We start from the raw sequence: 23,389 nt of genomic DNA, 5'->3' as shown, positions 1-23,389 counted from the left end.
CGAATTTCACGCGCTCGACTTGCATGTATTAGGCACGCCGCCAGCGTTCGTCCTGAGCCAGGATCAAACTCTCCGTAAAAGCGGTGTCTCGGGACACCGTATATCATGAAGCTGAACATTCAGCTTAAAGGTCTTACGTTTGTTTAAATCCTTGGCGTCTTGTAAAAGGTTGCCCTTTATACAGTTTGCGCTTGGCTTTTGTTCAGTTTTCAAAGAGCGATGCATCTCGATTCAACTTCGATTTGCGCAAAACATCGAAAGATGTTTTAAGCAAGGAGCAATACATCTTGAGATCGCTACGACTTGCGAGAAACATCCTTTTATTTAAAGATGTTTTAAGCAAGGAACGATACATCGTGAAATCGCTATGACTTGAAACATCCTTTTTATAGATGTTTTGAGCAAAGAGCGATGAAGATCTGTTTCGACGCAATGTCGAAAGACTTCATATCTTAGCGACTCATATATCATAGCATATTAACAACAAGGTGTCAATAGCTTCTTGAGTTCGCCGCACGTCGCCACTTTTTGTTCTTCATAACAGCGACGATAAATATAATACCAGGCTTTTTTAATGTCGTCAACATTTTAATCTAAACAATTTGTAGAAACAACGGTCATTACTGCCTCATATATTTCAGGCATTCTTGTTTGGGTACAAACCGTTTATATATGTTAAAAAGTAATCGATATCTTTCTTCCATGGCGCGTTTGACTAAGTGATTCAAATCGGGTTCTTGTAATTCACAACTTAACGCTTCCATCTCCTTCTTTAATAGATATTCGAGTTCGCGCACTTCATGGTCTTCAAACAACGCTCCAATCACATTTAGCCCCCCAAAAACTAGAGTTTTGGTGTTATGATTACCACTTTTCGCCCTTTTATTCCTTTAGAAAACGAGAAAGGCATATCTCGTCCCAATAAAAAATAAAATGGTACAAACCGTCTTTTAGGAGGTCTTGGCCTTGCATTTTATGTGGGTATGGAATGGGCGGAAAATAAAGAATATCACCTTGATTATTTTAGCTTCATTTTTTGCGGCACTGATTGCTTACGTTCAAAATGAAGAGATGGCTGTGTTTAACACTTCTGAGGGGCCGCGCGCATTATCAAAAGTAAACACAAATCAAAAACAGGCGGCGCTCACTTTTGATCTTGCGTGGGGAGATACACGCATTAAACAAATCATCAACATATTAAAATCAGAAGGGATAAAAGCGACTTTTTTTGTTACAGGTGAGTGGGCCAATGTTCATCCGGATTTAATCAACGAAATGAAAGAGGCTCGTTTTGAAATCGAGTCATATGGCATGAAAGTCCGCGCTTATACCGCGATGGAGCCGGCCGAGATTCGAAAAGATATTGGCCAGGCTAATCTTTTTATAAAAAAAGCCGGGGTTGACCATGTCAAATTTTTACGACCACCAGAAGGGGAAGTAAACCAACAAATCATCGAAACGGCAAGCCGTGCAAATATGCAAGTGGTTTTATGGAGCATCGATCCACATGACGATCAAAAACCCGGAAAAAAACAAATCATCAAAGATGTTGTGTCTCATATCGATAAAGGGGCTATCATCCGCCTTCATGCTTCAGATTCTGCTGGCGATACCGTTTTGGCGTTACCTGAAATCATCCGTACGATTAAAAATAAAGGCTATTCATTCGTTACGATATCCGATTTAGTTAACAATGCAGAAAGCAAAAACAAAATCGTACAATAAAGAAACTTGCGGTTTTATTCATGGGTAATAATAAAAGGGCTAGTCCGGTGACTAGTCCTTTCTTATTAGACGATGCAACTTTAGCACTTGGTAGGCATTACAGCCAATTAAAGTGAGTCCGATTTCCCAGATGAGGCGAAAATCTTCATTATGTAAAAGGCCGACTAACCATTCAAGGCTTGTAATGACGAACATGAAAAACAATGTCGGAACGAAGGCCGTCCGATTGGTTTCCCGTTGTTTGCGCCATGCCACATAATAAGAGATAACCGCTAACACAACAGGTAAAAGAAAATAAGATAACAAGGATGAGGGCGTTTTTGAGCTAATATAACGGAAATAAATTAAATCAAAAAAGGTCAACAAAATCAAAACCCATTGTATCATCGGCCAATAAGTGCGAAAAACACCGAGGGCGATTCTGTGTAGCGTTAAGTATGCAAAAAATCCCATCTGGCTTAAAACGCTAAAAAGGCCGCCGAAAATGATAAAATTAATGAGTGTAAAGGCAATGCCTTTTGGATCTCCGGTCGATAAATAATGGGAAAGATCCCGCCATTGTGCCAAACAACCGACAATAAAATAGATCACAATCCCTAACACTAAAGTTTTCAAAAAAAGCGAAACCCACTTTTGTATATTCACCGATTCATCCCCCAAATACTTATCCACTCAAGATTTTACCAACACCTCTTCAAAAAAACCACCGTTTCCCTATTCATTGAATAAATTTATCGCAACGACACACCTTAATAGGAGAAAGTTGCGAGCAATCCGATCCGAAATGAAAAGGAGGGAAATCCCTTTGGTAGCGCTTTTACAAAAAACGGCAATAATCGTTTTTGGCTTGTTATTATTAATTGGTTGTTCAGGCCAATCGACGCCAAGTGCAAGTCCTGATTACCAAGAAACGAAAAAAATGGTCATTGACATAATAAAAAGCGATGACGGAAAAAAAGCGATACAGGATTTATTCAATGACGATCAGGTTAAAAAACAACTTTTACTTGATCAAGATTTTGTTAAAAAGACGATAACCGAAACGTTAACATCCGAACAAGGGAAAAAATTTTGGACGGCGATGTTCCAAGACCCTCACTTTGCTAAAACGGTAGCCGTCGCCATGCAAAAAAATAACGAGCAATTATTAAAACAGTTAATGAAAGACCCACAGTACCAAAGCTTGCTCATGCAAGTATTTAAAGCGCCAAATATGGAACAAGAATACCTGGAGTTGTTGCAAACGAAACCGTTCCGCGAACAAATCCAAAAAAGCATACTGGAAGCTGTTGAAAGTCCGGTATTTTCTGCGAAGCTAACTGAAGCGATCACGAAGGCCGTTAGTGAACAAATGAAAAAATCAACAGAGAAAGGCGACCATTCCCAACAACAGGGTAGCCAAACCTGAGTCTTAAATATGGTAAAAGCTGACTCAGCTCTTTCCGATGTGAAAAAAGATATGAGTCAGCTTTTTTTGATTGTGGGTCATACACATCGATTACTTTAAGGCATGGAATTAACGAAAAACCCGCCGCAATGTGCCGCGAAATTCATTTACATCGCGGGTTTTCCTATTAAAATAGGCAATGCGAGACGTGTTCCTTTGGAAAAAGCAAGCTTGCATCTCTAATGATTCGCCATCTGCCTTCTTATAAGGAAAACTTCTCCATGCGCCATGTTAATTATTGTTCCAGCTTGTCTACGATTTTTGCAGCGATGTTCAAATAAATCTTGCCGATTGGATGATCTCCAGCATAAACAGAGGGGGCAAACTCATTCGGGTTTTCATCGGGTTGTCCGAGCGGGATTTGCCCAAGCAACTCCGTCCCAAGCACCTCACTCAGTTTTTCACCGCCACCTTTACCGAAGACATATTCTTTTTCACCCGTTACCTTGCTTTCAAAATACGACATGTTTTCAATGACACCAAGGATTTCGTGGTCGGTTTTTACAGCCATTGCCCCAGCCCGAGCAGCAACAAACGCCGCTGTAGCATGTGGTGTCGTGACAATAATTTCTTTACAATGGGGAATCATGGAATGGACATCCATGGCAATGTCCCCGGTGCCCGGAGGTAGATCCAAGATGAGATAGTCCAATTCGCCCCAATCCACTTCGCTGAAGAAGTTATTCAACATTTTCCCGAGCATCGGCCCACGCCATATAACGGGTGAATTGTCTTCTACAAAAAAGCCCATCGATATGACTTTGACGCCAAACCGTTCAACAGGAAGAATGCGCTTATCAACGACCCGCGGCCGGGATTCAATACCCATCATGTCGGGAACACTGAATCCGTAAATATCGGCATCCAAAATCCCGACTTTTTTCCCTAACCGGGTCAAAGCAATCGCCAAGTTGACGGAAACGGTCGATTTACCGACGCCGCCCTTCCCACTGGCAACAGCGATAAAGATCGTTTTGCTTTTTTTCGAAAGAAGTGATGGACCTGGTTCAGGGATGCCGCCAAACTTCTCTAGCTCCACATCATCTAAGGGGACAAAGCGCAAGCCGACAGATTGAGCTCCAGCTGCCTTCAGTTTGGCCACAATTTCTCGTTGGACCTTCATTTGCTCCGGTGTTTGAGTTTTGGCCAAAGCAATTTTAAGGCTAACGAAAGTATCTGAAATCTTAAGTTCCTTAATTCCACTTGTTTCCGCTAAACTTTTATGTAAATGGGGATCTTTGACGGTATTTACAATGTCTCTTACGGTTTTTTCCGTTAACATGGTTTTATCCTCCTTTTCCTCCATTATCATCAGTATAACAAATTGTATAAAAAATTGCCCCGCAAAACGCGCTCACTTAACAACATTCATACGAGGGCCTGCCTGTTCCCTCAAAAATAGAGATGCTTTTTTTTACAAAATAAAACCGCAAGTACATGATACTTGCGGAAATTTAAGATTTTGGCGGCTTTTCCTTCGTATAAAAACGCATAATGCCATGATAAATGGCTTCAGCCACTTTTCTCTGGTATTTTTCGCTTTTAAGAAGCGCCCGTTCTTCATGATTCGATAAAAAGCCGACTTCAACAAGGGCTGCTGGAACTTTAACCGTTTTTAGCAAATATATTTGACCAATCGACTTGGCCTTCCGATCCGTATTTTCAAGCTGCTCCCTCAGCGAATCTTGGATAAACGCTGCCAGCTGTTTGTTCTTTTCCGATTTTGGATAATAAAAGGTTTGTGCCCCCCTCCATCGTGCCGAGGGAATCGCATTGAGATGAATGCTGATAAAAAGATCGGCTTCGGATGTCTCCACCAACTTGGCTCTTCGTTTTAAATCTTGCGTTTTTCTCCGGCTTAATCCTTTCGTGTCTTCATCGGCGAGGTCTTTGTCTTCATCTCGCGTCATCACAACTAAGGCGCCGGCCTCCTGTAGGTAATCTCGCAGCATTTGTGTGATCTTCAAACTGACTTCTTTTTCCGTAAGCTCGCCGCCCTCGGCCCCGCCATCTGGACCGCCATGGCCGGCGTCCAACACGATAATTTTACCTGCAAGGGGTAAATGCCAATTGGACCAAGAATTTCTCGTGATGATTTCATAATTCAAAATAATAATGAGAAGTAATACACCGATGATAATGATGATTTTCTTATAGTTGTTCCGCACGTTTTTCTCCTCCGCCCTTTATTTCTCTATAAAAATGTATATGGGACAAGGGCTTTGGTTATGTGAACAAGCGGTAAACTTTTTAACGAGGTTGGATGAGTCTATTGCAGGCGTAACCGATACCGGCGAACGGCCTTTTCAAAGCCTTCTTTCCACCAGTAATACATAAACCCTTCACATGCCTTATAGAGTGATTCAAACCGCAAATCTTGGGCTTCATACCAAAACAGCCAAAAATCAAATAAGTCCGTTATGAGTTCTTTCACCCGCGATTCGCTTCGCAAAAACGCACTTTCAGCTGATTCGCCGTAATACCCAAACCGTCCGTAAGATGCCCCGAGCAAACAAGCCTCGATCGCATAATCCATGCACATATCGGAAATCGTTCTTTTATAAGGATCCATCGCCTGAAAAAAAGGCGCAAAATATTCATCAATCGTTTTTTCGATTTGCGGAATCGACAGTTCACGCAACGTCTTTCGTTCAAAGTCAAGCTGTTTATCGCGTTGCTTTTCGAGGAAACTCATGACAATGCCCAATTTAAATGGCCTCCTTTCCTTATTAGATTTTGCATTCAGAAGGAGACCATGCTAACAGCTTTTGCCATAGGTGGGACAAGGGTTCAACAAAAGTGCTTGCCATCGGAAGAAGTTCGATATGAACGAATCATGGAAGTGTGGCAGAAGATCAGGCGTAATACGTTAGACGTCTTTTTATAAAAAGACATAAAAAAAGAAGCGGTTTTCCGCCTCTTTAGGATAAATCAACATTATGGTAAACTTGTTGGACGTCTTCCAAGTCCTCCAATGTGTCAATTAATTTTTCAAATTTCGCTTTGGCATCTTCCGGGAGCGTGACTTCCGTTTGTGGCAGCATGGTGATCTCAGCAACCGTAAACTCATCAATCCCCGCCTTTTTAAAAGCTTCTTTGACAGCATGAAAAGCACTCGGTTCTGCATAGACGATCACTGCATCGTCTTCTTCCAAAATATCGCGAGCGTCGACATCGGCTTCCATCAAGATTTCCAATACTTCATCGGCTGTTTTGCCTTCAACCCCAATGACAGCCGTTTCATCAAACATATACGAAACCGACCCATTCACACCCATGTTACCGCCATTTTTATTAAAAGCCGCGCGAACATCAGCGGCGGTACGGTTCACGTTATTCGTCAGAGCATCGACAATGATGGCGGAACCGCTTGGCCCAAAACCTTCGTAACGGAGTTCGTCGTAATGCTCATCGGTATTGCCTTTTGCTTTATCAAGGGCCCGGTCAATGATCGCTTTAGGAACACTATAGGTTTTCGCGCGCTCAAGGACGCTTTTTAAATAAGGGTTGGCCTCAGGATCTGGCTCACCTTTTTTCGCTGCCACATAAATTAAACGGCCGAATTTTGCATAGATGCGGCTTGTATTGGCATCTTTGGCCGCCTTTTTTTCCTTAATGTTATTCCATTTCCGTCCCACTGTATAAACACTCACTTTCCGTCATAGATCAGAAATATCACTCATCCGCCTTCATTATACCTTATTGTATGGTTTCCGGCATCTTTATCAATTGAACACTCAAAAGAGAGTAGCATACTGTGACATCAATGTATCTCAGCTTATCTCATTTTCTCTCATCAATCACTGACACATTCGTAAGTGTAGGAGGCTTAAGAAAGCGGATGACGTGCCCTAGCCTTCATATTTTTTTACGTATAAAAAGACCCCCAACCAATTGGTTGAGAGCCCTTTGTAAAAACCGCCAATTACCGTTTCGAGAATTGAGGTGCGCGACGAGCCGCTTTAAGACCGTATTTCTTACGTTCTTTCATACGCGGATCGCGTGTTAAGTAGCCGGCGCGTTTTAATGTTGCCCGATATTCAGGATCGGCTTGCAATAACGCGCGGGCAATGCCGTGGCGGATGGCTCCTGCTTGACCGGTGAAGCCGCCACCTTCGACATTAACGAGCACATCGTATTTACCTTCCGTATCTGTTGCGACGAGAGGTTGTTTAATGATTTTCTTGAGTGTTTCAAAATTCATGTATTCATCAATGTCGCGTTTATTAATCACGATTTTGCCATCGCCAGGGACGAGGCGTACGCGTGCGACAGAGCTTTTACGTCGGCCGGTTCCGTAATATTGCACTTGTGCCAATGGTTTCCCTCCTAACCTCTGAGTTCGTACACTTCAGGTTTTTGCGCTTGATGCGGATGTGTGCTTTCCGAATAAACGTGAAGTTTTTTCGCCATTTTACGTCCGAGACTATTATGCGGAAGCATCCCTTTAATCGTGCGTTCCAACAGTTCCCGCGGATATTTCGCAACCATTTCTTCTGCGGTCCGAACTCTTAATCCGCCCGGGTGACCGCTGTGGTTGTAATATTTTTTGTTTTTTAATTTTTTGCCTGTAAAACGAACTTTGTCTGCATTGATGATGATGACGTGATCACCTGTATCAACATGCGGTGTATAGATGGGTTTATGTTTACCGCGTAAAATCGATGCCACTTCGCTTGCAAGACGACCGATAGTTTGGCCTGTCGCATCAATGACATACCACTTGCGGTCGACTTCTTCAGCCTTGGCCATGTACGTAGTACGCACCATGGTTCCCTCCTTAAACACAATTTCGAATCGTTCATCGCCAATGATTATTGGCGCCATGTTCATTTTGAAAGTGAAAACAACATATGCAATTTCCAGTGAAACCAACTATAGTTTACGGGGCTATAAGTGGTCGTTTGTTTTAGAAATGCCAAATCATAATATATAATATAGGACACCGAATGTCAAGGTTTTATACTAATTTCGTGCGCCTCTTCGTAATCGACGCGCCATAAATATAAACCTTGCGGCGGAGCGGTTTCCGGCACCTTTGTGCGGTCTTTCGCTTCCAAAAGGTCGATGACATCACTCGGCTTTCGCTTTCCTTTACCGACTTCAATTAAAGTCCCCGTTATAATTCGCACCATCTGGTATAAAAAGCCATTGCCAATCACGCGTATAACGAGTTCATCGGCTTCAGGTTCCACATCCAACTGATAGATCGTCCTCACTTTATCCAAAACCGATGTCCCTGAAGCACAAAAGGATGTAAAATCATGTTTTCCAATTAAATGTTTGGCTGCCTCACGCATCGCCTCAACATTTAATGGAACGGGTACGTGATAAGCATAATGCCGGCGGAAGAGGTCGCGCTCTGGGGTTTGCAAAATCCGGTAGCGATACTCTTTTCGTTTGCTGTTAAAACAGGCATGGAAGTCTTTCGCTACGGGTTCTGCATGAAGGACATGGATATCATCCGGTAAAAGGGCATTTAACGCTTTCACCCAATTTTCTCCGGGGATTTGAAGGGGTGAATCAAAATGGATGACCTGTCCTTTCGCGTGAACCCCGGCATCCGTTCGCCCCGATGCCGCAACACGAATGGCCTCGCCTTTATGAATCCGCTGCAAAACGCGTTCAAGCTCACCTTGAACCGTGCGAGCGTTCGGTTGCACTTGATAGCCGGAAAAATCGGTTCCGTCGTAGGCGATGATGCATTTCATTCGTTGCATACGATCATCCCCTCATGAGGATTAGAGCAGCGGTTAAAACCGCTAAGACACTCAATAAACCCGTATCACGCCCATGCCATTTTAACAACCTAAACTTGGTCCGGCCAACATCGCCGCGGTACCCCCGCGCCTCCATGGCCATGGCAAGGTCTTCTGCTCTTTTGAAAGCTCCCACAAATAGCGGCACGAGTAACGGGATAATGGCCTTTCCCCTTTTGACGAGAGAACCGGAAGAAAAGTCTACGCCTCTTGCCATTTGCGCCTTCATGATCTTTTCCGTTTCCTCCATCAATGTCGGAATAAAGCGGAGGGCGATGGACATCATAAGAGCAAATTCATGGACCGGGAAGCGCCATTTTTTCAGTGGTTTTAAAAGCGTCTCCAAGCCATCGGTAATGGCAATGGGGGAAGTCGTGAGCGTCAAAAGCGTCGTCACAACAATAATGGCTAATAAGCGAATGGAAATAAAGATCGCTTGCTTCAGCCCCGCGGTTGTCAGTTGAAACCACCCTGCAGAAATCAAAACATCCCCTTGTCGGGTAAACAGGGCATTAAGAATAAAGGTGAAGATAATAATGAACAGAACCGGTTTTAACCCCCTGTAAATAAAACTGAAAGGGACTTTTGACACCAAAATGCCGAGGACCGTAAACGCTAAGAGAAAGCCATATGTCCATGGATTATTGGCCAAAAAAACAATAAAAACAAAAATAAAGACCGTGATAAGTTTCGCTCTGGGGTCCATGCGGTGAATGATGGAGTCCCCCGGCACAAATTGCCCAATAATAAGTTTCATGAACGGTCACCGCCCTTTTTCCTTACAAAACTGCGAGCGATCGTTTCGGCAGCCTTTTCTGTTGAGAATACGGGTTCCTCCCATTGTTGCCCAAGCTTCTGACCTGCCTTTCGCAAAAAGCGCATAGCTCGAGGGAGATCAAGCCCTAAAGAGGTTAATGTCTTCTCTTCAGAAAAAACGATTTCCGGGCGATCCTGCATGAGGCATCGTCCATGATCCATGACAATCACTTGGTCCGATAAAAGCGCGGCATCGTCCATGTTATGTGTGACCATGATGGTCGTCATCCCTTTTTCCTTATGGAGCCGGGTAAATAAGTCTAAAATATCCCGCCTGCCTTTCGGATCGAGGCCTGCTGTCGGTTCATCTAGAATAATGGCTTCCGGCTCCAGTGCGAGGACACCGGCAATCGCCACGCGCCGCATTTGTCCGCCGCTTAACTCAAATGGCGAGCGATCAAGGATGGATTCCGGCAAATGAACCAATTCCAGAGCTTCTCGGGCGCGGCGTTTCGCTTCCTCAAGCGGAACATCAAAGTTTAACGGCCCAAAACAAATATCTTTTTCAACGGTTTCCTCGAACAGTTGGTGTTCAGGGTATTGAAAGACCATTCCGATTTTCTTTCGTAATGCTTTTAAATCTTTATTCTTAGTACTGCTTGAGATGATCATATCCCCGACATGGATTTCGCCTTCGGTCGGCTTCAGCAAGCCGTTAAAATGTTGGACCAAGGTGGATTTTCCTGACCCCGTATGACCGATGATTGAAACAAAAGCCCCAGAAGGAATCACGGCATTGACGTCTGAAAGCGCCAGACTTTCAAATGGGGTATTCGGTTGGTATATATGGGTTAGATGGTTGATTTTAATTTCCACAGTTCTTCCACCAACTCTTCTTCGCTAAAGGCGTCAGGGCTAACCGCAATCCCTTGCTCCGATAAGGCTTGCCGCATTTTGATGGCAAAAGGCAAATCGAGACCCAATTCGAGTAACCGTTCGGGGTGTTGGAAAACTTCTCGCGGTGTACCGGAAAGTACGATCCGCCCTTTCTCCATCGCGATAATCCGATCACTTCCGGCCGCCTCATCCAAATCATGGGTAATCGAAATCACGGTAATGCCTTTCGTTTTATTTAACTCGTGCATGACGCTAAGGACATCTTCCCGACCTTTTGGATCGAGCATCGATGTCGCTTCATCTAGAATGATGATGGACGGCTGCAAGGCGATAATGCCAGCAATCGCCACCCGTTGTTTTTGACCGCCGGACAAACGGTGAGGTTCCCGATTTTCAGTGCCTTCCATATTGACAAGTTTTAATGCGGAAGCCATCCGCTTCACCATTTCATCACGGTCAATGCCATGGTTTTCCATGCCGAAAGCCACATCATCTTGTACCGTTGTGCCAACAAATTGGTTATCGGGATTTTGAAAAACCATGCCGACGCGGCGGCGGATCTCCCATATAGCGTCCTCATCGCGTGTATTCAAGCCATCCACCAGAACAGTACCGGTTTCAGGAAGTATAAGCCCATTAAGGCATTTCGCTAGCGTTGATTTTCCCGATCCGTTATGACCGATAATCGCGAGCCACTCACCGGCATAGACTTCGAGAGATACCCGATCAAGCGAAAGCGGGGCATCCGCTTTGTATCGAAAGGATAAATCCTTCACTTCAATCAATCGTTCTCGACTCAAACTCATCTCTCCTTATGCGGAGATTCTTTGCATTACTATTACATAAAAGAAGAAAGCCCGCAGTCAGGCTCCCTTATTTAGGCAAACAAACATTCAGAGACGTAAACCCCATCTCACCCTTACCTTGTAACCTCATCTATGTGTAAACGCGAAAATCCAATCTTATAAAAAAAAGGGCATAAGGAGATAAAGGTCGAAAAAACACCTATCCACTTTGCCCTTTTTCGCGTTTATACAAATTCGATGATAGCTTGTTCTGCATTGTCCCCGCGGCGCGGTCCAACTTTTAAGATCCGGGTATAGCCGCCTTGACGGTCTGCGTAACGGGTCGCAATGTCATCAAATAATTTTTGAATGGCGTCTTTACCGGTTTCTTGATCCGCTACTTCTTTGCGAACGAAAGCCGCTGCTTGACGGCGAGCATGTAAATCACCGCGCTTGCCAAGCGTCACGAGTTTCTCAACGATAGGACGAAGTTCTCTCGCTTTAGCTTGTGTGGTGATGATTCTTTCGTTGATGATCAGGTCAGTTGCTAAATCGCGGAATAATGCTTTACGGGCGGAGGAATCACGCCCTAACTTCGCGTATGCCATACCGAGTTCCCTCCTTCATGAAGTAGTTTTCTCTTTTGCGCAAAAAAGAAAGGCAAACCGTTATTCTTCTTTTCTCAGGCTAAGACCTAATTCCGCTAATTTTTCCTGTACTTCTTCGAGCGATTTACGGCCGAGATTCCGAACCTTCATCATATCCTCTTCGGTTTTTTGCGTCAGTTCTTGAACCGTGTTAATTCCCGCCCTCTTCAAGCAGTTATAGGAGCGGACGGAAAGATCCAGTTCTTCGATTGTCATTTCGAGGACTTTCTCTTTTTGGTCTTCTTCTTTTTCAACCATAATTTCTGCATGTTGTGCTTGATCGGTTAACCCGACAAATATGTTAAGATGCTCGGTTAAAATTTTCGCACCTAAGGAAACAGCTTCTTCAGGTCTAATGCTACCGTCAGTCCAAACATCGAGGGTTAATTTATCATAGTTGGTGACTTGACCGACACGTGTATTTTCAACTTGGTAGTTGACCCGTGAGACCGGTGTATAAATCGAATCAATCGGAATGACACCGATCGGTAAATCGTCGCTTTTATTTCCTTCTGCCGGGACATAGCCGCGTCCTTTTTTCGCTCTCATTTTGACATGGAAGCGTGCATCCCCTGAAAGGGTGGCAATCACAAGGTCGGGGTTAAGAATTTCAACATCACTATCGTGGATGATATCCGCGGCAGTGACGACCCCTTCCCTTTGTACGTCAATTTCCAACGTTTTTTCTTCATCGGAATAAATTTTCATGGCAAGGTTTTTAATGTTAAGGATGATCATAGCGACATCCTCAACAACCCCTTCCAATGTCATAAATTCGTGAAGCACGTTGTCAAACTGAACAGAAGTGACCGCAGCCCCCGGAAGGGATGACAGCAGAATGCGACGAAGTGAATTACCTAAGGTCGTACCATATCCACGTTCGAGTGGTTCAACAACAAATTTGCCGTACGTTGCATCATCGCTGATTTCAACCGTTTCAATCTTCGGCTTTTCGATTTCTATCATTCAACGAAACCCTCCTTCTAACGTCGAAACCTGGGTAGCCATGGGCGACCGAGATTTCCCCTTAAACACCGGGCGAACCGGAAAACGCATGGATCGTTCAATATCGCATAAATCCTATTATTGACAAGCCATACGGGTTTTTATACTTATACGCGGCGACGTTTCGGTGGGCGGCAACCGTTATGCGGTACAGGGGTCACGTCGCGGATCGCGGTGACTTCCAAACCTACCGCTTGGAGGGCACGAATAGCGGCTTCACGGCCAGCACCGGGTCCTTTGACAGAGACTTCGATGGTTTTCATACCATGTTCCATCGCTGCTTTACCAGCCGCTTCAGCAGCTGTTTGCGCTGCGTAAGGCGTGGATTTCCGGGAACCTTTAAAGCCTAAGCCACCGGAGCTTGCCCAAGCAATAGCGTTACCATGAGGGTCCGTTATCGTGACAATCGTGTTGTTGAATGTAGAACGGATATGTGCGATGCCGCTTTCTATATTCTTTTTGACACGGCGTTTCCGGCCGCCGCGTGCATCTTTACGTTTAACCATTTAGCTACCTCCTTTATTTTTTCTTGTTGGCGATGGTACGACGTGGACCTTTTCTCGTCCGTGAGTTGTTTTTCGTATTTTGACCGCGAACGGGCAAACCACGACGGTGACGAAGACCACGGTAGGAACCAATTTCGATCAAACGTTTGATATTAAGGGATACTTCACGGCGAAGGTCCCCTTCGACTTTCAGTTTGTCAACTTGTTCACGGATGCGAGTGAGCTCTTCTTCAGTCAGGTCGCGAACGCGCGTATCCTCAGAGACACCGGCTTCTTTTAAGATCTTTTGAGCTGTCGATTTACCAATCCCGTAAATGTAAGTTAACGAAATGACGACGCGTTTATCACGCGGTATATCAACACCTGCAATACGTGCCAAGAGCGTGACACCTCCTCAAAAATTATCCTTGTTTTTGCTTATGCTTAGGGTTTTCGCAAATGACCATGACAGTGCCTTTTCGGCGTATAACTTTGCATTTTTCACAAATGGGTTTCACCGATGGTCTGACCTTCATGTGTAAAACCTCCTACTTTCGTCGTCAGTATCCTGACGCCTAATGGACTCTCAGACAATTGGCTAAGAGTCATAATCAAACGCTAATGCCGATACGTAATTCGTCCGCGCGTCAAGTCGTATGGAGATAATTCTACCGTCACTTTATCACCGGGTAAAATTCGGATATAGTGCATCCGCAACTTGCCGGAAATGTGCGCTAAAATTTTATGACCATTGTCTAATTCTACACGAAACATCGCATTTGGCAATGGTTCTATCACGGTGCCTTTAACTTCAATGACGTCCTCTTTCGCCATCGATCGACTCACCCTTCCTTTGATCACTTGATTCCTCATCCAAAAACTTTGCGATGGCAAACCTCAGCTTGCCGTTTGTGACTTTTCCGGTCTCGTCAATGCTGTTTTTGACCTCTTCGGAAACAAAGGATTGAAGCTCCAGATGATGAATGTTTTTTCTTTTGGCGCGATCGAACTTCCTCTTGTCACCATCCGCCACTTCAACAAAACGGTCGTCAACAACTCGCACAATGACACAGTATTTACCAGCGTCCCTACCCTTTAAAATCCGTGCAATCTGTCCGGGTATGGGCGTTTGGTCCGACCCGCTTGTCAATCAATCATCACCTACGCTTAAGGTCTTGTCAGAATCTCATAACCATTATCAGTCACCAGAACGGTATGTTCAAAATGAGCCGATGGTTTTCCGTCAGCCGTCACGACGGTCCATTCATCATCAAGAACGCGAATTTGCCGGCGTCCCATATTCACCATAGGTTCTATGGCTAGGACCATCCCTGGTTTTAAGCGGGGGCCAACGTTCCTAGGCCCATAATTTGGGATATCAGGAGGCTCATGGAGGTCTTTACCCACACCATGACCGACAAACTCCCTAATGACGGAAAATCCCGCGCTTTCGACATGCTTTTGAATAGCATGCGACACGTTGGATAATCTCGCATCGGGCTTAATCTCTTCAATCCCTAAATACAATGCGTCCTTGGTGACTTGGATCAGCCTTTTTGCCTCATCGGTTACTTGACCTACCGGGAAAGTCCACGCTGAATCGCTATGATAGCCTTGATAACAGGCACCGATATCAATGCTGATGAGGTCGCCGTTTTTTAATTTGCGCGGCCCCGGAATACCATGCACGATTTCTTCAGAAACAGATGTGCAAATGCTGGCGGGGAACCCTTCATAACCTTTAAATGAGGGGATGGCTCCCATGCCGCGAATCAAACGGTCAGCCATGTGATCAAGTTCCAACGTCGTGATACCGGGTTCAATCATTTTCTCGATCTCACGGAGAGTTCGTGCGACGATGCGACCTGCTTCACGTATCGCCTCGACTTCGCGTTCGGTTTTCCTGATAATCAAGCAGGAAGGCCTCCCAAAACGCGCTCGATGGAAGCGAAAACGTCATCGATGTCTTGATTGCCGTCGATTTCTTGAAGACAATTTTTCTTGTTATAGAAATCCAACAGCGGTTTCTGTTGCTTCTCGTTAACTTCCAATCGGGTCTTTACCGTTTCGATCTTGTCGTCATCTCTTTGGAATAATTCTCCGCCACACTTATCACATACGCCTTCTTCTTTTGGAGGATTGAGCGTGATGTGGTAGGTTGCTCCGCATTGACTGCATATGCGGCGACCGGTCAAGCGTTCTAATAGGCTGTCCCGATCGACATCTATATAAAGGACCGCATCGATTTGCCGGCCCATATCAGCCAATAGGTTATCGAGCGCTTCAGCTTGGGCTGTCGTACGTGGAAAGCCATCAAGTAAAAAGCCTTTTTGACAATCAGCTTTACCCAAACGTTCACGAACAATACCAATGGTGACATCATCCGGAACAAGTTCACCGGCATCCATATAGGATTTGGCTTTCTTGCCTAGTTCCGTTTCTTCTTTAATGGCTGCTCGGAACATATCTCCCGTGGAGATATGAGGCAAACCATATTTCTCCACAATACGTTCAGCCTGTGTGCCTTTTCCGGCACCCGGAAGTCCCATTAAAATGAGGTTCATAGCCAGCCTCCATGTTTTTGCGAATTAAGCCAATCAATGGTCCCGAAAAGCACCATCAAAAAATGGACGACCTTTCCGTTTTCGTTACGACGCCCTGCGATTACCGTCGGATAAAACCACGGTAATGGCGTTTTACCAATTGGCTTTCAATCCGTTTCATGACATCTAAGGCGACACCGGTTACGATCAGTAAGCTCGTACCGCCGATGCGAATATTCGCCGGCAAGTTGGCGACATCGGTGAAAATCATCGGCAATACTGCAACAACCGCAAGGAAAATGGAGCCTACGAAGGTTAACCGATACAAAATACGGGTAATATATTTTTCCGTGTTTTTGCCCGGACGAATACCGGGAATATAACCGCCTTGTTTCTTCAAGTTATCAGCCATTTTCTCCGGATTGACCTGGACAAAGGTGTAAAAATACGTAAACGCAATGATCAAGAGCCCGTAAATGATCATACCGGACACCGTTGTATAGTTAAAGGTGTTTATGATCCAGCGCGTCACCGCATTTTCTTTAAAAAACCCGGCGATGGTCGGCGGTGTGATGATCAGGGAGATCGCAAAGATAATCGGAATGACCCCTGCTGCATTGACCTTAATTGGCAAGTGGGTCGCTTCTCCCCCGATGACATTCCTTCCGATCGTTGTGCGTTGGGCATATTGAATCGGAATTTTACGGACTGCTTGTTGTATAAAGATGGTGCCAATCACCACAAGAATAACAACTAAAGCAATCACTAAAAGATAAACAATTTGTAAAAAGAGATTATCAGTATTTTTGAATTGCGTGGTATAAATCTCATCTATAGCACTCGGGATCCTTGCGACAATGCCGGCAAAGATCAATACTGAAATCCCATTGCCTACGCCGTATGCGGTGATTTGTTCACCGAGCCACATTAAGAAAGCTGTGCCCGCTGTTAACACGAGCGCAATGAGCAAGTACGTCCAAATGCTAGGGTTGATCACAAGCCCAGGGAATTTTGCGTTAAATCCGTAGGCAAGGCCGATCGCCTGAATAAATCCTAAAATAACCGTGCCATATCGGGTTACTTGGGCGAGTTTCCGGCGCCCCATCTCCCCTTGCTTAGACCATTCCGTAAACTTAGGAATGACGTCCATTTGCAACAATTGGACGATAATCGATGCCGTGATGTATGGCATAATGCCCATTGATAAAATGGAAAAGTTCTGCAATGCGCCACCGCCAAACATATTTAAAAACCCAAATACCTGATTTCCTTCTAAGGTAATAACGGAACTATTCACAGACGGAACCGGTATAAAGGTTCCGATTCGATAGACGATGAGCATAAGCAGAGTAAAAAGTACCTTGCGGCGAATATCTGCGACGCGAAATATATTGGAGATAGTCTGAAACATTAAATCACCTCGGCAGTTCCGCCGGCCGATTCAATGGCTTGTTTTGCCGAATCGGAAAACTTATGCGCTTTAACGGTCAATTTACGTTCTAATTTACCGTTGCCAAGGATCTTGACCCCGTCATTGAGTTTTCGAATAACCCGTTCAGCCAGAAGCAGCTCAGGTGTTACCTCTGTCCCCTCAGCAAAGCGATTCAACGTTTCTACATTGACGATTGCATACTCTTTGCGAGTCGGGTTTTTAAAGCCACGTTTAGGTAAACGTTGAATCAATGGCATTTGACCGCCTTCAAATCCCGGGCGTACGCCACCACCGGAACGCGCTTTTTGACCTTTTTGACCGCGCCCTGAAGTTTTTCCTAAACCTGAACCGTAACCGCGACCCACACGTTTGCGAGCGTGACGGGAACCTTCCGCGGGTTTCAATTCATGCAGTTTCATGTCGGCACCTCCCAATTAGACAATTTTACACCGTGACTTTAACGTTGGTTTCGATTCCGCTGATTTCAGTTCATAAGCATTTTGCCGATTGACCTTTAGCCATCGAACCATTTCCTGCGTTGTCCGTCTCGGATGTTGGAATCCTGTGACCTTTGATCCACAATAGCTCCTCTGGACGCCTTATCTTTAAATAATTCTACTCGTCCGAGGCAAATCCTTGTTATTTTTCATTTTTTACGGGACTTTCCACCCGTCCCCGAATTATTCGTCGATTTCGTTCACTTTTACAAGGTGGGCAACCTTGTTGATCATGCCGCGGATAGCGGGGTTATCATTATGAACGACCGTTTGATTGGTCTTTTTTAATCCTAATGTCCTAACAGTAACACGTTGATCTTTAGGACGACCAATCACACTGCGGGTGAGGGTAATTTCAAGTTTTTTAGCCATGATTATCCCTCCCTTATCCTAACAACTCTTCAACAGTTTTGCCGCGAAGCCTTGCTACATCTTCTGCGCGCTTCAGCTTTTGCAAGCCATCAATTGTCGCGCGCACCATATTGATCGGATTGTTTGACCCCAGTGATTTCGATAGAATGTCACCAATACCGGCCAATTCCAATACAGCCCGGACCGGTCCGCCAGCGATAATTCCGGTACCTTCTGAAGCTGGTTTTAATAAGACGCTACCAGCGCCAAATTTACCGATGACATCGTGCGGAATCGTTGTTTTAACGATTGGAACATTGATCATGTTTTTCTTAGCAGCTTCAACAGCCTTACGGATGGCTTCCGGTACTTCTTGGGCTTTACCTGTACCGAAACCAACGTTCCCTTTTTTGTCACCGACAACGACGAGCGCCGCAAATCGGAAACGGCGGCCGCCTTTAACAACTTTAGCGACACGGTTTACAGCAACTAGGCGTTCTTCGAGTTCAGATTTATTGCGATCACGGTTTTGCATGAGTTCCCCTCCTTCTGAATTAGAATTCCAATCCTTTTTCACGGGCAGCATCCGCTAACGCTTTTACACGTCCGTGATAGAGATATCCGCCACGGTCAAATACGACTTTTTTAATACCTTTTTCCAAAGCGCGTTCGGCAACGAGCGCACCGACTTTTTTGGCGGCCTCAATGTTACCGCCATATTCTATACCAGCAGCTTTATCAAGCGTTGAAGCCGATACGAGCGTTTTACCTTGTTCATCGTCAATGATTTGCGCATAAATGTGTTTGGCTGAACGGAAAACATTCAAGCGCGGACGTTCGGCAGTACCTGCCACGCGACGACGGACATGTTGATGACGCTTTTTGCGGACGACATTTTTGTCCAACTTGGTGATCATTGACCAGTCACTCCTTTCCGCGATTACTTCCCGGTCTTACCTTCCTTGCGGCGTACATTTTCGCCTTCATAACGAATCCCTTTGCCTTTATAGGGTTCCGGCGGGCGGACAGCGCGGATGTTAGCTGCAACAGCTCCGACGCGTTCCTTGCTAATGCCTTTAACCACAACTTTGTTATTGCCGTTCACTTCGATTTCGATGCCTTCTTCGGGCACAATTTCGACTGGATGGGAATAACCGACATTAAGGATTAGATTTTTACCTTGTTTGGATGCACGATAACCGACACCAACGAGTTCAAGGTTTTTTTCGTAACCTTTCGTTACCCCTTCAACCATGTTGCTGATGAGGCTTGCCGTCGTGCCATGTAATGAGCGATGTTCTTTGGAATCGCTCGGGCGTTCTACTCGGACGACATTGTCTTCTAAAATGATCTTCATATCTGGATGAAAGGTGCGGACCAACTCGCCTTTCGGACCTTTGACCGCAACCACATTATTGTCATTGATTGTAACCGTTACACCGTTTGGAACCTCAATAGGTTTTAAACCAACGCGAGACATCGTTACACCTCCATTCTCTGTGGGTGGTTTTACCAAACGTAAGCAAGCACTTCGCCGCCGACGTTTTGTTGTCTAGCTTCTTTATCCGTAATAATGCCTTTGGATGTTGATACAATCGCAATGCCGAGTCCTCCAAGCACTTTAGGCACTTCGTTTGCTTTTGCATACACCCGCAAGCCAGGTTTGCTGATCCGTTTCAAACCTGTAATGACGCGTTCGTTATTCGGTCCGTACTTTAGGAAAATGCGCAGAATTCCTTGTTTATTGTCCTCAATATATTCCACGTCTTTGATGAACCCTTCGCGCTTTAAAATTTCAGCGATTTCTCTTTTCACTTTTGAACCCGGAAGTTCCAGCGATTCGTGACGCACGTTGTTAGCGTTTCTGATACGCGTCAGCATATCCGCAATTGGGTCTGTCATGACCATTCTAAATGACCTCCTTCCCTAACTAAGGGTTTACCAACTGGCTTTTTTAACGCCCGGAATTTGACCTTTATAAGCCAATTCGCGGAAACAAATACGGCAAAGTTTAAATTTGCGATAGACGGAATGCGGCCGTCCGCAGCGTTGGCAACGGGTATATTCTTGCACTTTAAATTTTTTCGGCCGATTCGCCTTTGCAATCATCGACTTTTTAGCCATGCTTTCCCTCCTTGCTTTCCTTATTTTCTAAACGGCATTCCCAGCAAGGTCAGCAATTCGCGGCCCTCTTCATCCGTTTTTGCCGTTGTCACAATGACAATGTCCATACCACGAACTTTGTTGACTTTATCATAGTCAACTTCCGGGAAGATGAGTTGTTCACGTACACCCAATGTGTAGTTCCCGCGTCCGTCAAATGATTTTGGCGAAACACCGCGGAAGTCACGCACGCGCGGTAAAGAAACCGAGATCAGTTTATCTAAAAACTCATACATTCTTTCTTTACGCAAAGTGACTTTCGTGCCAATCGGCATACCTTCGCGGAGTTTAAAACCGGCAATGGACTTTTTAGCTCGGGTAATCACCGGCTTCTGACCGGAAATCGCCGTCAATTCTTCCACCGCACTATCAAGAAGTTTGGAGTTTTGCACCGCATCACCAACGCCCATGTTGATGACGATTTTTTCAATCGCGGGTACTTCCATGATGTTTTTGTAATTAAATTTTTCCATTAAGGCCGGTACGACTTCTTTGAGATATTTTTCTTTTAAACGATTCAAGGCTCATGACCTCCTTTCGATCGATTCCCTTTATTTGTCTAAAGGTTCACCGGATTTTTTGGCAATACGAACCTTTTTACCATCGATAAATTTATAGCCGACCCGAGTCGGTTCATTTGTTTTGGGATCAAGCGGCATCACGTTTGAAACGTGAATTGGCGCTTCCATTTCCAAAATTCCGCCTTGCGGGTTCGCTTGTGTTGGTTTGGAATGTTTCTTTATGATATTGACGCCTTCGACTAGGACGCGTTCCTTTTTCGGGTAAGCTTCCAAGATGACGCCTTGTTTGCCTTTGTCTTTACCGGAGATGACTTGAACTTTATCTCCTTTTTTCACGTGCATGTTGGCCATGGCGTTTCACGCACCTCCTTTTGTTTAACAATCTGATTATAAAACTTCCGGAGCGAGCGAGACGATTTTCGTGAACTGCTTATCGCGAAGTTCACGGGCGACCGGTCCGAAAATCCGCGTGCCACGAGGGCTTTTATCATCTCTGATAATAACCGCCGCATTTTCATCAAAACGGATGTATGAACCATCCGGACGACGGACGCCTCTGCGTGTGCGAACGACAACGGCTTTCACCACGTCACCTTTCTTAACAACGCCACCGGGTGTTGCGTTTTTGACACTCGCGACAATGATATCGCCGATGTTCGCTGTTTTCCTTCCGGATCCACCGAGAACTTTAATCGTTAAAATTTCACGGGCGCCGGAGTTGTCGGCAACTTTTAAACGTGTTTCTTGTTGGATCATTTATTGGCCCTCCCTTCGGGTTTACAGTCCGATCTAACTTAGATAATAACCGCTTCTTCCACGATTTCTACCAAACGGAAGCGTTTATCTTTTGATAACGGGCGTGTTTCCATGATACGAACAACATCGCCAACTTTGGCTTTGTTTTCTTCATCATGGGCTTTGTACTTTTTGGAGTACTTCACGCGTTTGCCATACAACGGATCTTTTTTATACGTTTCGACGAGCACCGTAATGGTCTTATCCATTTTGTCGGAAATGACTTTACCGACAAGGGTTTTGCGTCTGTTGCGATCTTCAGCCACTCAGGAGCCCTCCTTTCGGTTAACCGTTTTGGATTTTCAATTCCCGTTCGCGCAAAATCGTTTTGGCACGTGCAATATCCTTACGTACCTCACGAAGGCGAGCCGGATTTTCTAATTGTCCGGTCGCTAATTGAAAACGCAGGTTAAAAAGCTCTTCTTTCAAAGCTTTGATTTTTTGTTCAACTTCGGCAGTCGTCATGTTGCGGATGTCAGTTGCTTTCATTGACGTCACCACCCACTTCTTCGCGTTTTACGAACTTCGTCTTTACAGGCAGCTTGTGAGAAGCTAGACGAAGCGCTTCGCGTGCGACCTCTTCGGAGACGCCGCCAACCTCAAACATCACTTTGCCTGGTTTGACGACAGCGACCCAACCTTCAGGGGCACCTTTACCGGAACCCATCCGAACTTCAAGAGGCTTTTTGGTATAAGGTTTTTGCGGGAAAATTTTAATCCAAACTTTACCGCCACGTTTCATATAACGAGTCATGGCAATACGAGCCGCTTCGATTTGTCGGCTGGTAATCCATGCCGCTGTTGTTGCTTGTAAGCCAAATTCGCCAAATGCTACTTCAGTGCCGCCTTTGGCACGCCCACGCATTTTTCCGCGATGGTGTCTGCGATATTTCACGCGTTTTGGCATCAACATGATTATTGGCCTCCTTCCTTATTGTTCGCACCTTTGGTCGGAAGGACTTCCCCACGATAAATCCACACTTTAACTCCTAATTTGCCATAGGTTGTATCAGCTTCGGCTGTACCGTAATCGATATCGGCACGGAGCGTGTGTAGTGGTACTGTACCTTCGCTGTAGTCTTCAGAACGGGCGATATCTGCACCACCCAAACGTCCGGATACTTGTGTTTTGATCCCTTTGGCTCCTGCTCTCATTGCTCGAGAGATCGATTGTTTTTGAGCACGACGCCAGGAAACACGATTTTCCAATTGACGGGCAATATTTTCAGCCACTAATTTGGCATCCAAGTCCGCTTGTTTAATTTCAAAAATATTCACATGAACTTTTTTTCCGGTTAATGCGTTTAAGGATTTACGAAGGGCTTCTACTTCAGAACCGCCTTTACCAATAACCATACCCGGTTTCGCCGTTTTGATGGTTACATTGATGCGGTTAGCGGCCCGTTCGAGTTCGATGCTGGATACGGCTGCATCTTTCAGTCGTTTTTCGATATATTCGCGGATCTTGAGGTCTTCGTGAAGATATTCCGCATAATGTTTTTTGTCAGCATACCATTTCGATTCCCAATCGCGAATAAAACCGATCCGCATGCCTATCGGGTTAACTTTTTGTCCCACGCA

The 23,389-nt window shown here is 45.1% G+C and carries 38 protein-coding genes and 1 rRNA gene; 2 read left to right on the top strand and 37 right to left on the bottom strand.

Annotated features, from left to right (window positions below):
- Both H532_RS20755 and H532_RS0117055 read right to left on the bottom strand, forming a co-directional pair.
- A 16S ribosomal RNA gene (locus H532_RS20755) occupies positions 1-79 on the bottom strand; the annotation flags it as partial.
- A gap of 541 nt (positions 80-620) precedes the next feature.
- Complete coding sequence (locus H532_RS0117055) at positions 621-827, bottom strand: hypothetical protein (protein WP_027726471.1); 207 nt, start codon at positions 825-827, stop codon at positions 621-623.
- 148 nt (positions 828-975) lie between these two features.
- Between H532_RS0117055 and H532_RS0117050 the strand changes: the two genes are divergently transcribed.
- Entirely contained in the window at positions 976-1,725 is a 750-nt protein-coding gene (locus H532_RS0117050; RefSeq protein ID WP_038112851.1) for a polysaccharide deacetylase family protein, read from the top strand.
- A 51-nt stretch (positions 1,726-1,776) separates the two neighbouring features.
- Here H532_RS0117050 and H532_RS0117045 read toward each other — a convergent pair whose 3' ends face one another.
- Entirely contained in the window at positions 1,777-2,370 is a 594-nt protein-coding gene (locus H532_RS0117045) for a KinB-signaling pathway activation protein (RefSeq protein WP_027726469.1), read from the bottom strand.
- Between the two features lie 160 nt (positions 2,371-2,530).
- Here H532_RS0117045 and gerD point away from each other — a divergent pair, with 160 nt between their 5' ends.
- Entirely contained in the window at positions 2,531-3,133 is a 603-nt protein-coding gene (gene gerD / locus H532_RS0117040; RefSeq protein ID WP_051263399.1) for a spore germination lipoprotein GerD, read from the top strand.
- Between the two features lie 274 nt (positions 3,134-3,407).
- Here the strand turns inward: gerD and H532_RS0117035 are convergent, their stop codons facing one another.
- The 34 genes from H532_RS0117035 to rpsC form a co-directional block, all read right to left on the bottom strand.
- Positions 3,408-4,454 carry an Mrp/NBP35 family ATP-binding protein gene (locus H532_RS0117035; protein WP_027726467.1) on the bottom strand — a complete coding sequence of 349 codons (1,047 nt, stop codon included), beginning with the start codon at positions 4,452-4,454 and terminating at the stop codon, positions 3,408-3,410.
- Positions 4,455-4,626: 172 nt separating this feature from the next.
- On the bottom strand, positions 4,627-5,340 hold the full coding sequence (gene cwlD / locus H532_RS0117030; protein WP_027726466.1) for an N-acetylmuramoyl-L-alanine amidase CwlD: 714 nt from the start codon (positions 5,338-5,340) through the stop codon (positions 4,627-4,629).
- A 101-nt stretch (positions 5,341-5,441) separates the two neighbouring features.
- A complete protein-coding gene (locus H532_RS0117025; RefSeq protein ID WP_027726465.1) occupies positions 5,442-5,879 on the bottom strand; it encodes a DUF2521 family protein in 438 nt (145 codons plus the stop codon).
- Between the two features lie 214 nt (positions 5,880-6,093).
- Positions 6,094-6,810 (bottom strand): YebC/PmpR family DNA-binding transcriptional regulator, encoded by a 717-nt coding sequence (locus tag H532_RS0117020; RefSeq protein ID WP_027726464.1) that lies wholly within the window; start codon positions 6,808-6,810, stop codon positions 6,094-6,096.
- 287 nt (positions 6,811-7,097) lie between these two features.
- The gene (rpsI, locus tag H532_RS0117015) at positions 7,098-7,490 is read right to left on the bottom strand and encodes a 30S ribosomal protein S9 (protein ID WP_027726463.1); all 393 of its coding nucleotides are present in this window, start codon (positions 7,488-7,490) and stop codon (positions 7,098-7,100) included.
- A gap of 11 nt (positions 7,491-7,501) precedes the next feature.
- On the bottom strand, positions 7,502-7,939 hold the full coding sequence (rplM, locus tag H532_RS0117010; protein ID WP_027726462.1) for a 50S ribosomal protein L13: 438 nt from the start codon (positions 7,937-7,939) through the stop codon (positions 7,502-7,504).
- A 185-nt stretch (positions 7,940-8,124) separates the two neighbouring features.
- Positions 8,125-8,892, bottom strand: a complete 768-nt coding sequence (gene truA / locus H532_RS0117005) for a tRNA pseudouridine(38-40) synthase TruA (protein ID WP_027726461.1) — start codon at positions 8,890-8,892, stop codon at positions 8,125-8,127.
- Between the two features lie 4 nt (positions 8,893-8,896).
- Entirely contained in the window at positions 8,897-9,688 is a 792-nt protein-coding gene (locus tag H532_RS0117000; protein ID WP_027726460.1) for an energy-coupling factor transporter transmembrane component T family protein, read from the bottom strand.
- Entirely contained in the window at positions 9,685-10,563 is an 879-nt protein-coding gene (locus H532_RS0116995; RefSeq protein WP_027726472.1) for an energy-coupling factor ABC transporter ATP-binding protein, read from the bottom strand. The genes H532_RS0117000 and H532_RS0116995 overlap by 4 nt, the downstream gene beginning before the upstream one ends.
- Complete coding sequence (locus H532_RS0116990; protein ID WP_038112845.1) at positions 10,539-11,390, bottom strand: energy-coupling factor ABC transporter ATP-binding protein; 852 nt, start codon at positions 11,388-11,390, stop codon at positions 10,539-10,541. The genes H532_RS0116995 and H532_RS0116990 overlap by 25 nt, the downstream gene beginning before the upstream one ends.
- Positions 11,391-11,614: 224 nt before the next feature.
- Positions 11,615-11,977 carry a 50S ribosomal protein L17 gene (gene rplQ, locus H532_RS0116985; protein WP_027726458.1) on the bottom strand — a complete coding sequence of 121 codons (363 nt, stop codon included), beginning with the start codon at positions 11,975-11,977 and terminating at the stop codon, positions 11,615-11,617.
- Positions 11,978-12,037: 60 nt separating this feature from the next.
- Positions 12,038-12,982 (bottom strand): DNA-directed RNA polymerase subunit alpha, encoded by a 945-nt coding sequence (locus H532_RS0116980; protein ID WP_027726457.1) that lies wholly within the window; start codon positions 12,980-12,982, stop codon positions 12,038-12,040.
- Between the two features lie 146 nt (positions 12,983-13,128).
- Positions 13,129-13,527 carry a 30S ribosomal protein S11 gene (gene rpsK, locus H532_RS0116975; RefSeq protein WP_027726456.1) on the bottom strand — a complete coding sequence of 133 codons (399 nt, stop codon included), beginning with the start codon at positions 13,525-13,527 and terminating at the stop codon, positions 13,129-13,131.
- 13 nt (positions 13,528-13,540) lie between these two features.
- Positions 13,541-13,906, bottom strand: a complete 366-nt coding sequence (gene rpsM / locus H532_RS0116970) for a 30S ribosomal protein S13 (protein ID WP_027726455.1) — start codon at positions 13,904-13,906, stop codon at positions 13,541-13,543.
- Positions 13,907-13,928: 22 nt separating this feature from the next.
- Entirely contained in the window at positions 13,929-14,042 is a 114-nt protein-coding gene (gene rpmJ, locus H532_RS0116965) for a 50S ribosomal protein L36 (RefSeq protein WP_003322638.1), read from the bottom strand.
- A gap of 82 nt (positions 14,043-14,124) precedes the next feature.
- Positions 14,125-14,340 (bottom strand): translation initiation factor IF-1, encoded by a 216-nt coding sequence (gene infA / locus H532_RS0116960; RefSeq protein ID WP_027726454.1) that lies wholly within the window; start codon positions 14,338-14,340, stop codon positions 14,125-14,127.
- The gene (locus H532_RS0116955) at positions 14,318-14,656 is read right to left on the bottom strand and encodes a KOW domain-containing RNA-binding protein (protein ID WP_027726453.1); all 339 of its coding nucleotides are present in this window, start codon (positions 14,654-14,656) and stop codon (positions 14,318-14,320) included. Before H532_RS0116955 ends, infA begins: the two co-directional genes overlap by 23 nt.
- 17 nt (positions 14,657-14,673) lie before the next feature.
- Complete coding sequence (map, locus tag H532_RS0116950; protein WP_027726452.1) at positions 14,674-15,420, bottom strand: type I methionyl aminopeptidase; 747 nt, start codon at positions 15,418-15,420, stop codon at positions 14,674-14,676.
- The gene (locus tag H532_RS0116945) at positions 15,417-16,070 is read right to left on the bottom strand and encodes an adenylate kinase (RefSeq protein ID WP_027726451.1); all 654 of its coding nucleotides are present in this window, start codon (positions 16,068-16,070) and stop codon (positions 15,417-15,419) included. Before H532_RS0116945 ends, map begins: the two co-directional genes overlap by 4 nt.
- A 100-nt stretch (positions 16,071-16,170) precedes the next feature.
- Entirely contained in the window at positions 16,171-17,460 is a 1,290-nt protein-coding gene (gene secY, locus H532_RS0116940; RefSeq protein ID WP_027726450.1) for a preprotein translocase subunit SecY, read from the bottom strand.
- Positions 17,460-17,900, bottom strand: coding sequence for a 50S ribosomal protein L15 (gene rplO, locus H532_RS0116935; RefSeq protein ID WP_027726449.1), 441 nt, complete (start codon positions 17,898-17,900; stop codon positions 17,460-17,462). The genes secY and rplO overlap by 1 nt, the downstream gene beginning before the upstream one ends.
- 261 nt (positions 17,901-18,161) lie before the next feature.
- The gene (gene rpmD / locus H532_RS0116930) at positions 18,162-18,350 is read right to left on the bottom strand and encodes a 50S ribosomal protein L30 (RefSeq protein WP_027726448.1); all 189 of its coding nucleotides are present in this window, start codon (positions 18,348-18,350) and stop codon (positions 18,162-18,164) included.
- Between the two features lie 13 nt (positions 18,351-18,363).
- Positions 18,364-18,864, bottom strand: a complete 501-nt coding sequence (gene rpsE, locus H532_RS0116925) for a 30S ribosomal protein S5 (RefSeq protein ID WP_027726447.1) — start codon at positions 18,862-18,864, stop codon at positions 18,364-18,366.
- Between the two features lie 19 nt (positions 18,865-18,883).
- Positions 18,884-19,246 (bottom strand): 50S ribosomal protein L18, encoded by a 363-nt coding sequence (gene rplR, locus H532_RS0116920; protein ID WP_027726446.1) that lies wholly within the window; start codon positions 19,244-19,246, stop codon positions 18,884-18,886.
- A gap of 23 nt (positions 19,247-19,269) precedes the next feature.
- Entirely contained in the window at positions 19,270-19,809 is a 540-nt protein-coding gene (rplF, locus tag H532_RS0116915) for a 50S ribosomal protein L6 (protein ID WP_027726445.1), read from the bottom strand.
- Positions 19,810-19,838: 29 nt separating this feature from the next.
- Positions 19,839-20,237 (bottom strand): 30S ribosomal protein S8, encoded by a 399-nt coding sequence (gene rpsH, locus H532_RS0116910; protein ID WP_027726444.1) that lies wholly within the window; start codon positions 20,235-20,237, stop codon positions 19,839-19,841.
- A 30-nt stretch (positions 20,238-20,267) separates the two neighbouring features.
- Complete coding sequence (locus H532_RS0116905; protein ID WP_027726443.1) at positions 20,268-20,453, bottom strand: type Z 30S ribosomal protein S14; 186 nt, start codon at positions 20,451-20,453, stop codon at positions 20,268-20,270.
- A 20-nt stretch (positions 20,454-20,473) separates the two neighbouring features.
- Entirely contained in the window at positions 20,474-21,013 is a 540-nt protein-coding gene (gene rplE / locus H532_RS0116900) for a 50S ribosomal protein L5 (protein WP_027726442.1), read from the bottom strand.
- Between the two features lie 30 nt (positions 21,014-21,043).
- The gene (gene rplX / locus H532_RS0116895) at positions 21,044-21,355 is read right to left on the bottom strand and encodes a 50S ribosomal protein L24 (protein ID WP_027726441.1); all 312 of its coding nucleotides are present in this window, start codon (positions 21,353-21,355) and stop codon (positions 21,044-21,046) included.
- A gap of 45 nt (positions 21,356-21,400) precedes the next feature.
- The gene (gene rplN / locus H532_RS0116890; RefSeq protein ID WP_027726440.1) at positions 21,401-21,769 is read right to left on the bottom strand and encodes a 50S ribosomal protein L14; all 369 of its coding nucleotides are present in this window, start codon (positions 21,767-21,769) and stop codon (positions 21,401-21,403) included.
- A 38-nt stretch (positions 21,770-21,807) separates the two neighbouring features.
- Complete coding sequence (gene rpsQ, locus H532_RS0116885) at positions 21,808-22,074, bottom strand: 30S ribosomal protein S17 (RefSeq protein ID WP_027726439.1); 267 nt, start codon at positions 22,072-22,074, stop codon at positions 21,808-21,810.
- A gap of 19 nt (positions 22,075-22,093) precedes the next feature.
- Positions 22,094-22,297: a 50S ribosomal protein L29 gene (gene rpmC / locus H532_RS0116880; protein WP_027726438.1), complete on the bottom strand. Its 204-nt coding sequence runs from the start codon at positions 22,295-22,297 to the stop codon at positions 22,094-22,096.
- Positions 22,284-22,721: a 50S ribosomal protein L16 gene (gene rplP / locus H532_RS0116875; RefSeq protein ID WP_027726437.1), complete on the bottom strand. Its 438-nt coding sequence runs from the start codon at positions 22,719-22,721 to the stop codon at positions 22,284-22,286. The genes rpmC and rplP overlap by 14 nt, the downstream gene beginning before the upstream one ends.
- Positions 22,722-22,723: 2 nt before the next feature.
- Complete coding sequence (gene rpsC / locus H532_RS0116870) at positions 22,724-23,386, bottom strand: 30S ribosomal protein S3 (protein WP_027726436.1); 663 nt, start codon at positions 23,384-23,386, stop codon at positions 22,724-22,726.
- Between the last annotated feature and the right edge of the window lie 3 nt (positions 23,387-23,389).

Origin of the sequence: Tuberibacillus calidus DSM 17572 (genome assembly GCF_000430685.1) — a bacterium.
GTDB classification, from domain to species: domain Bacteria; phylum Bacillota; class Bacilli; order Bacillales; family Sporolactobacillaceae; genus Tuberibacillus; species Tuberibacillus calidus.
The sequence above is the reverse complement of the archived record's forward strand: the minus strand, read 5'-3'. Positions and strand labels throughout refer to the sequence as shown.